Raw genomic sequence first — 9,201 nt, 5'->3', positions numbered from 1 at the left:
CAAACCTCCGCGAGAATCGATTTTTTGCGGCAAGATGGGCGGTTGGTGGACAAAAAGGGCACTTTTTGTGTTAAATTTCTTACTGAAAAGATTACATTGGTTGACGAGTTGACGAGCTAACTGGTCAATAGGTAAACAGGTAAACTGGCCAACTGGCCAACCTGTTGACCAGTGGACAAGTTAATCGTTTATCCTTCGTGCTTAGACAAACACGTCCTTTCCGACATAAGAACATAAGAGACATAAAGTAGTCCTCTTTACTTTCCTCTCATTATGTGTCACAGGAAAGGTGCTTTCAACCTGTAAAGAATGTGTTGAAAAATCTCCCGCCAAGTCGACTTCTGGAACATAACCACGTTTTAGCCACAGACGAATGGGATAGGATTTCAGGTTTCATCCTATCTTCGTTCAGTACTTTGCGCATGAACAGAATGTTTATCTTGGTTTTACTGCACAAAGAAAATAGACTTCACCCAATTTATAGAGCCATTAAAAGTCAAGACTATTTCATTACAAGCAACTACTAAAAGGAAAGCATGCACGAGTGCTGAATAGTTGCAACACGCTTGCAATATTGCAAAAAACCGTTAAGAAAGCGAAATACTGGGCGAAAAAGGCAACGGACAGCCGAAAAAAGAGAACATAAAAACAGGCAGATGCAGACAGTTTATAGAAGGCGAAACTCATCTGTTTTGCATATTCTGCATGAATATGCACCGCAAGAACAACACTCAAATCATGTCCTTAATAATGTTAACGCGCCGATATTTATGTCCAAGCAAGAGTAACAAATGTTAATAAAAACTAACCAAAAACATTACAAATACACCGCTCTTTCACGTGCTACAAAGGGATTGAAGGAACAGGTCACATGTTGTTAAGCATGTTAATCAATACTGAAAAAATAGCGAAACATGATGCCGTTAGATAAAAATTCGCTATATTTGCATCGTCTTTTGATAAACACCTATCATCAACCATGCAAAAATGGTTTAACAAGCGAATGTATATACCATTATTTATTCGCCCACGTTGTACCTAAAAAAAGTAAAATGAAACTGAAAAGAACAATTAAAACGATTGCTTTTACAGCATTTCTCTCAATGTGCGCCACACCAATGGCCGCGCAAGACCTACTCGCCAGACAAGCACCTGTAGACCGAAAGATGAAATCGGTAGACACCCTTGCCCTACAAAGCATCCTAAAAAGGGAGGCTGCCCAATCGCCGGCTGCAAACCTTTACGAGACGTGGGACAACACACACACGCACCACATAACGGCTTTGCCCGACTCGTTCCTCATCAACCTACGTCATTTCTGCATGCCAACACCCAGCCGAGTTGTAACAAGTAACTTCGGAAGTCGTTGGGGCCGCCAACATAAAGGCTTAGATATAAAGGTTTATATTGGCGACACCATACGCGCAGCATTCTCTGGCAAGGTGCGCATCGTGAAATACGAGGCTGCGGGATACGGAAAGTACATCGTAATTAGGCACCCCAACGGACTGGAAACCATATATGGACACCTTTCCAAACAATTGGTAACTGAAAACGAGGAAGTAAGGGCCGGCGAACCGATTGGGCTTGGCGGAAACACTGGCCGAAGCACGGGTTCGCACTTGCACTTCGAAACACGACTGTGCGGTGTGGCGCTTAACCCTGCACTCTTCTTTGATTTCAGGGCACAAGACGTGGTGGCCGACAACTATATGTTCCGCCGCTCCACCTACGAAATGGCATCGTCTGAGGCCACCAGGCTCCGCGGCGTGTCGGGAAATGGCGGATATAACCGCGAAGACGTGTACGGAAAGGTGGGCCGAGACAGGGACGACAACCCACAAACGCCTCAATACAACGCTGCCGAAAAGCTCTATCATAAGGTGGCATCGGGCGAAACACTGGCATCTATCGCCGAAAAGCGTGGCGTTAGCATAGACACCATCTGCCGACTCAACCACATGCGCCGAAACGATAAGATTAGGCCAGGCCAAATATTACGCTATTCGTAAAGAAAGATAACACATTAGATTTAAGACACTATAAAAACGCAACAATGGCGGATAAGCAGTGATGTTTGTCCGCCATTGGCATTTCGGTCTCACCCACAGCCCCTCCCCAAGGGGAGAGGGAAGTGGCATGTATGGCTTATTTAACCGTTTAAACAACAGGAATGGTTTAAACCAAAATCGGCCATTACGAATTTTCAAAAGCAAAGTGTTAGCGAAATCTGCCTCTGATATTTGAAATACGACCCGCGAGTTAACCCTTTGCGCGCGTTCAGTTATTCCTTTGCCAAAATGAAAGCAGATTTTTCTAACAGCCGATTTGGGTTAAAATGCCACATCACATTCATCTTCTCATCTCGCCCTTCTCCACCCTCTTTCATCTTTTGCCACCCCCATTACCCCATCGGCTTATCTTTCGAAACACACCTTATTAATATAACGCTGCAACAGATGAAGCAACATCCAGCTTGGCCCGTTCATCAGCAGGGCTAAGGCTTTTTCGTTTTCTTTCTTGTAAAATCACTAAGTTTACACTACCTTTGCATATAGAAACACAATCGCATCAATATGGCAAAACGTAACATCGCCGTCGTTTTGGCGGGCGGAGTGGGAAAAAGATTGGGCATGACCACACCCAAACAGTTCTTCAAAGTGGCTGGAAAGATGGTTATCGAACATACAGTTGACGTGTTCGAACGAAACGCGCACATCCACGAAATAGCAATCGTAAGCAATGCCATGCTCATTGCAGACATAGAAAACATCGTATTGAAAAACGGGTGGACCAAAGTAAAGCGCATACTTAAAGGCGGGAACGAACGCTACGAGTCGAGCCTTTCGGCCATCAAAGCCTACGAAAACGAGCCGGTAAACCTTATTTTCCACGATGCCGTGCGCCCATTGGTTAGCCAACGCATTCTGAACGATGTGGTGGACGCGCTGCAAAGCTACTCGGCCATCGACGTGGCCATGCCTTCTGCCGACACCATTATCGAGGTGGAGGGCGACTTTATCAGTCATATCCCCGATCGTTCGCGCCTTCGCCGCGGACAAACACCGCAAGCTTTCGCGCTCGAAGTCATCAAAGAGGCTTACGAAAAGGCACTGCTCGACCCCAATTTCAAGACCACCGACGACTGCGGAGTGGTGAAAAAATACCTGCCGCAAACGCCCATCTACGTGGTGGAAGGCGAAGAAAGCAACATGAAACTTACCTATAAGGAAGACACCTACATGCTAGACAAGCTTTTTCAGCTGCGCAACAACGAGGCCGAACGCATCGACCTTGCCCAAGTTTCGCTTGCAGGAAAGGTAGCTATTGTGTTTGGTGGCAGTTACGGAATTGGTGCCGACACGGCTAAAATGCTGACCGAACGGGGTGCAAAGGTGCATTGTTTCTCGCGTAGCAGCAACGGCGTAGACGTAGGAAACAAAGACGATGTGGTGCGCGCCTTTGCAGAAGTGGCAAAAGAAGAAGGGCGAATAGACTACGTGGTGAACACGGCCGGACTGCTACAAAAGGAGCCTTTGGCCACGATGAACTATGCCGACATCGCTTATAGCGTGCAAACCAACTACATGGGAACGGTTAATGTGGCTCTCGCCGCCTATCCCTACCTCAAACAAAGCGGTGGGCGTTTGGTGTTTTTCACCTCTTCATCATACACGCGCGGTCGTGCTTTTTACAGCATTTACTCGTCCACCAAGGCCGCCATCGTTAACTTTGTGCAGGCCGTAGCGCAAGAGTGGGAGGCCGACGGCATTCGCATCAACTGCATCAACCCCGAAAGAACGAAGACCCCCATGCGCGTAAAGAACTTCGGAATAGAACCCGACGACACCCTACTGGCATCTGAAAAGGTGGCCGAGGCTACCTTGCGCACCCTGCTTTCGGACGATACGGGACTGGTGATAGACGTTAGGAGGGCACACGATGACCACTAATACGCCCCTGGAACGTTTCAAACAACGCCATCTTCGCGCCTGTCAGCTTAAACAACTGACCATACTCGAAGTGATACACGACATTTGTCAGCGGCACACCATACCCTATTGGCTAGACGGCGGAACGCTGTTGGGTGCGGTAAGGCATGGTGGTTTTATCCCCTGGGACGACGATATAGACATCGCCATGCACAAAGCCGACTTGCTACGCTTTGTAGAAGTGGCACAAAAAGAGTTGCCTAAGGGACTAATTGTGCAGTCGCCGCTGATAAACAAGCACTTGAAAGAGCCCATTACAAAGGTGCGCGACCTCAATTCCTTCTTCGTTGAGCCAGGCGACGACTTCTCGCACCACTACGAAAAGGGCCTTTTTGTAGACATTTTTCCCTTTGTTGCATACCCCACCCTTTCGCGTAAGCTTGTTAAAAGGCTAACGCTAGGCATCTCGCGCAGCTATTCCATCCTCCACAAAGCCCACCATTACAGCCTCCGTTCGTTTGCCGAATTCTTTTGGTTCGGTGCAAAATACGCCGTCTGCCGCTCCATTTGGGCCTTACTGTGCACCCTAAACCGCAACCGCGACACTTACATCTCCAACATTCTACACAACAACGGTTACGGTATCATGCACCGCCAAGACAGCATTTTCCCCCTCACCGAAATCACTTTCGAGGGCAAACGTTTCATGGCCCCTTGCAACCCCGACGCCTACCTGCAAGACCTCTACCGCAACTACATGGACATTCCACCCGTAGAGAAACGCAAAATCCACGCCATTTTCGTGCTAGAAACGCTGGAAGAAGAGGGTGAAGAGGGGGTTGGAGAAGACGGGACGAGACTTTCTTAACAAGCCATTAGGCGCATATACATCATGTGTGTTTGCTAAATTGAGGGCTTAAACATCTTGAGATATGGATGCAAACAAGCACAACGAAACAACATCAGCTTTAGAACAGATACGCGAATTGAAGGCCGAAAACGAAAGACTTAAATCGCTTTTAGCAAAACATGGCATCACGCTTGAAGAAAACAAGTGCCCAGCAATCGCCTTACAGCCATATAACAAACCTCTTTCCAACTGCAAACTTTCATTAAAAGACAAGGTGTTGTTGTTCCAAAGCCTGTTTAAAGGCCGCAACGACGTGTTCGCCAAACGATGGCATAGCCTCACGGGAAAGGCAGGCTATCAGCCCGTATGCCAACGGGAATGGGACAGGCAATATTGCGACAAACGCAAATATCGCTGTGCCGACTGTCCCAACCGTCTTTTTGCACCTTTAACTTATGAACACCTATACAACCACCTTGCTGGGAAAGACGAACATGGACGCGATGTTATCGGCCTTTATCCCATTTTGGAAGATAACACTTGCCATTTTCTTTGTGCCGACTTTGACGATAAAAACTGCGAGCATGGGTATAAAAACGACGTGCTAGCATACGTGGGCGTGTGCAAAGAATGGGGCATACCATGTTATATAGAACGGTCGCGGTCGGGCAACGGAGCACATGTATGGATTTTCTTCACTGCTGCCATCACCGCCGTTAAAGCCAGACAATTGGGCAATGCCTTACTAGCAGAGGCGATGAACAAGGAAATGCGGTTCTCGTTTAAGTCATACGACCGCCTTTTCCCAAACCAAGACACGCTGCCCAAAGGCGGATTTGGCAACTTAGTGGCATTGCCATTGCAAGGGCTAGCACGGAGAAACGGCAATAGTGTTTTTGTAGACGAAGCATTTAATGCCTATTCCGACCAATGGAAAATACTGTTGGAAGTAGTCAAGATGACTGAAAGTGCTGTTGACGAAATGCTGCAAACACATAATTCCTTTGAATTTAGCGAACTAACAAAGAGTAACGAGGGCACACCGTGGAACTCTCCAAAGCCTGTTATGATAGGCTCATCAGACTTCCCTACGTCTGTCACACTGACCAAAGCCAACATGCTTTACATCCCACTTGAGGGCTTATCACCAAAGGCCATCAACCTTTTTAAGCGCATTGCAGCCTTTCGCAACCCCGAGTTTTATGCCAAACAAGCCATGCGTTTGCCTACTTACGCCATTCCACGCATCATTTCCTGTTCCGAACTAACCGCTAATTACCTTGCCCTACCTCGCGGTTGTGAAGACGACGTACAACAGATACTACGGGATAACAACGTAAGCATCACAATTAGCGACCACACTTGCCACGGCAGCAACATCGACGTGAGGTTCACAGGCACCCTTCGCGAAGAACAACAAGAGGCCTTAAACCACATGCTAGTCCATGAAACAGGTACATTCTCGGCCACAACAGCCTTTGGAAAAACCGTTTTAGCCATAGCCATGATTGCCCAACGCAAAGTAAACACCTTGGTTTTGGTGCATCGCAGGTCACTGCTCGACCAGTGGAAACGGCAGTTAGAAACGTTCCTCGCACCAATAAAGCCAGCACAGGACGACACGGAAACAGGCAATAAGAACGAAAACAGGTTGCCTATCGGCCAACTTTACTCAGGCAAAGACTGTTTGAGAGGTGTTGTCGACATTGCCATGATACAGTCGTGTCTACACAATGGTGAAGCGAAAGCCTTCGTACAAGACTATGGTATGATTATCGTAGACGAATGTCATCATGTTCCCGCCGTGAGTTTCGAACAGGTATTGCGGCACGTCAAGGCACGATATGTTTACGGATTGACCGCCACACCCATCCGCAAAGAGGGACATCAACCCATCATCTTCATGCAATGCGGTAAGATAAGGTACACGGCAGACGCCCAAAGCCAAATAGACAAACAAGGGTTTACACGCAGATTGATACCCCGTTTTACGTCTTACCGCACCTTTTCAGCCAATCTCTCCACCTATGCGCAAATGATAGAGGCCATGTCGACCGACGAACAGAGGAACCTACTCATTGTAGAAGACGTGAAAACAGCATTATCTGAAGGACGAACACCACTCGTACTGAGTAGCCTTACGGTGCATGTGCGACAGCTTGCACACCTGCTCTCGCCATTTGCCACCCATGTGATAACCCTTATTGGTGCCGATTCTGCCAAGAACAAACGACTAGAGATGGAGCAATTAAAAACTATCAACCCAACCGATAGTCTTGTAATCGTGGCCACAGGTAAATATGTGGGCGAAGGTTTCGATTACCCCAGGCTCGACACCTTGTTTCTAACGCTCCCCATTTCGTGGAAAGGTAGTGTGGCGCAATATGCAGGTCGGTTACATCGCGACAGTGATGGCAAACACGAAGTATGTATATACGACTACGTAGACATTCGTATTCCGTTGTGCGAAAACATGTATCGCAAACGGTTAAGAGGTTATACTGCCGTTGGTTACAGTCGCCCGAAAGGCAAAATCACAGAAGAACAAACGGCAAACGAACTGCTGTTCAATGTCACGACCTATCTCGCCCCATTCAAACGCGACTTGATTGCAGCGCAAAACAGTATTTTGGTGGCCTGCCCAAAACTAAGATGTAAACGCGCGAACTGGCTAACGACTACCTTAAACGAGCTACAACGCAATGGGATAGAGGTTGCCCTACATACCAACAACATGCACACCGATGGTGGGAAAGAGAGTTGTCTCGGTATGGATACTTACGAACACGAACATTTATCAGTGCAATGCGCGATAATAGATCACCGTATTGTTTGGTATGGTGATATCAATTTGTTTGGGCAAAGTGCTGTAGACTCAAGCATTATGCGTATATGCGACACACAAATAGCCAATCAGCTGTTAGATGCTGTGCTAGATACGGAGTGATTTGCACATACACTCAATTCTATAATGAGAATGTGCAAGGTGCATGAAGGTAACGCTTATTACCATTTTCGTAACTTCACGAAAATGGTAATAGGGTTTAAAAACAAATTGCATGAGCTGCAAATCTTTGCGCCAGTTCATTGAGGTTGGCATCTTTTATCATCCCTTTATCCCCAAAAAATAACTAACTTTGCAATGGCGTTTCGCCCCAATCGCAACTCAATATGCCTGCGCAAGACTTCAATCGCAAAATCATTCACATCGACATGGACGCCTTCTATGCCTCGGTGGAGCAACGCGACGACCCCTCGCTGCGCGGAAAACCCGTGGGCATTGGCAGCGAAGACAGGCGTGGGGTGTTGTGTACGGCCAGCTACGAGGCACGAAAGTATGGGGTGCATTCGGCCATGTCGGGCGTGCAGGCTAAGCGATTGTGTCCCGAACTGATACTCATACCGCCCGATTTCAAGAAATACAAGCAGGTATCGCAGCAGGTTCATGAGATATTTCACCGCTATACCGACCTGGTTGAGCCGCTATCGCTAGACGAGGCCTACCTAGACGTTACGCAAAACAAGCTGGGAATAGAGTTGGCCGTCGACATTGCGCAACGCATCCGACAGGAAATACGCAACGAGTTGCACCTAACAGCCTCGGCAGGGGTGTCGTTCAACAAGTTCCTGGCTAAGGTGGCATCCGACTTTCGCAAGCCCGACGGCATCACGGTGATACATCCCAGTCGTGCAATGCACTTCATCGACAATCTGCCCATCACCGACTTTTGGGGCGTGGGGCATAAAACAGCCGAGACGATGCACGCAATGGGCATCTTCAACGGTGCCGACTTACGCCAGCTTTCGCGACTGCGGCTGCGGCAAGTGTTCGGTAAGGCCGGCGAGATGTACTACAATTTTGCGCGTGCCATCGACCCCCGACCCGTTGAACCGCATTGGATAAGGAAGTCCGTGGGATGCGAACGCACCTTCGAAGAAGACAGTTCTAATCCCAATGTGCTGCTAACCGAGCTCTATCGCTTGGTGTTAGAACTGGTGGAACGCCTCAAAAAGAACGACTTCAAAGGCCGAACGCTCACGCTAAAAGTGAAGTTTCACGACTTTACGCAAATTACGCGCAGCAGAACTGCACCTCATGTTCTCCGCAAAAAGGAAGACATCCTGCCCATTGCAAAGGCTTTACTAAGCGAGGTTGACTACTCCGGTCGGCCTATAAGACTGCTCGGCGTGCAGGTTTCTAACATGAACGACGAACCTCATCGCCCACAATGGATACAACTTGAATTGCCTTTTAAAGGAGTTAAGGAGTTAAGGAGTTCTCTTTGAGGAGTTATGGAGTTAAGGAGTTAAGCCAATAGTCTTGTTGCAGAGTAACAAAAGCTCTCTTCAACTCATTAGCTGCTCAAAAGAAATCAACTCCCTTACATATGGCTTAACTCCTAACGAGCAAAGCGAGTG

Annotated in this window: 5 protein-coding genes; all 5 read left to right on the top strand. The window is 47.8% G+C overall.

The window, feature by feature from the left end:
- Window positions 1-1,052 precede the first annotated feature (1,052 nt).
- The 5 genes from HMPREF2955_RS01965 to dinB all read left to right on the top strand — a co-directional run bounded on the left by HMPREF2955_RS01965 (window position 1,053) and on the right by dinB (window position 9,069).
- Window positions 1,053-2,012 (top strand): peptidoglycan DD-metalloendopeptidase family protein, encoded by a 960-nt coding sequence (locus HMPREF2955_RS01965; RefSeq protein ID WP_070720379.1) that lies wholly within the window; start codon window positions 1,053-1,055, stop codon window positions 2,010-2,012.
- Window positions 2,013-2,576: 564 nt separating this feature from the next.
- On the top strand, window positions 2,577-3,953 hold the full coding sequence (locus HMPREF2955_RS01960; protein ID WP_070720377.1) for a bifunctional cytidylyltransferase/SDR family oxidoreductase: 1,377 nt from the start codon (window positions 2,577-2,579) through the stop codon (window positions 3,951-3,953).
- Window positions 3,943-4,800: a LicD family protein gene (locus HMPREF2955_RS01955; protein ID WP_070720375.1), complete on the top strand. Its 858-nt coding sequence runs from the start codon at window positions 3,943-3,945 to the stop codon at window positions 4,798-4,800. The genes HMPREF2955_RS01960 and HMPREF2955_RS01955 overlap by 11 nt, the downstream gene beginning before the upstream one ends.
- A gap of 64 nt (window positions 4,801-4,864) precedes the next feature.
- Window positions 4,865-7,729: a TOTE conflict system archaeo-eukaryotic primase domain-containing protein gene (locus HMPREF2955_RS01950; protein WP_070720373.1), complete on the top strand. Its 2,865-nt coding sequence runs from the start codon at window positions 4,865-4,867 to the stop codon at window positions 7,727-7,729.
- 224 nt (window positions 7,730-7,953) lie between these two features.
- Window positions 7,954-9,069: a DNA polymerase IV gene (dinB, locus tag HMPREF2955_RS01945; protein ID WP_070720371.1), complete on the top strand. Its 1,116-nt coding sequence runs from the start codon at window positions 7,954-7,956 to the stop codon at window positions 9,067-9,069.
- Window positions 9,070-9,201 lie beyond the last annotated feature (132 nt).

This window comes from Prevotella sp. HMSC073D09 (assembly GCF_001814145.1).
GTDB lineage: Bacteria > Bacteroidota > Bacteroidia > Bacteroidales > Bacteroidaceae > Prevotella > Prevotella conceptionensis.
This window is presented reverse-complemented; position numbering and strand designations above follow the sequence as displayed.

Bases quoted from the DNA above. Each gene is read 5' to 3' on its own strand.
- dinB (WP_070720371.1), top strand. From the start codon at position 7,954: ATGCCTGCGCAAGACTTCAATCGCAAAATCATTCACATCGACATGGAC.
- HMPREF2955_RS01955 (WP_070720375.1), top strand. From the start codon at position 3,943: ATGACCACTAATACGCCCCTGGAACGTTTCAAACAACGCCATCTTCGC.
- HMPREF2955_RS01965 (WP_070720379.1), top strand. From the start codon at position 1,053: ATGAAACTGAAAAGAACAATTAAAACGATTGCTTTTACAGCATTTCTC.
- HMPREF2955_RS01950 (WP_070720373.1), top strand. From the start codon at position 4,865: ATGGATGCAAACAAGCACAACGAAACAACATCAGCTTTAGAACAGATA.
- HMPREF2955_RS01960 (WP_070720377.1), top strand. From the start codon at position 2,577: ATGGCAAAACGTAACATCGCCGTCGTTTTGGCGGGCGGAGTGGGAAAA.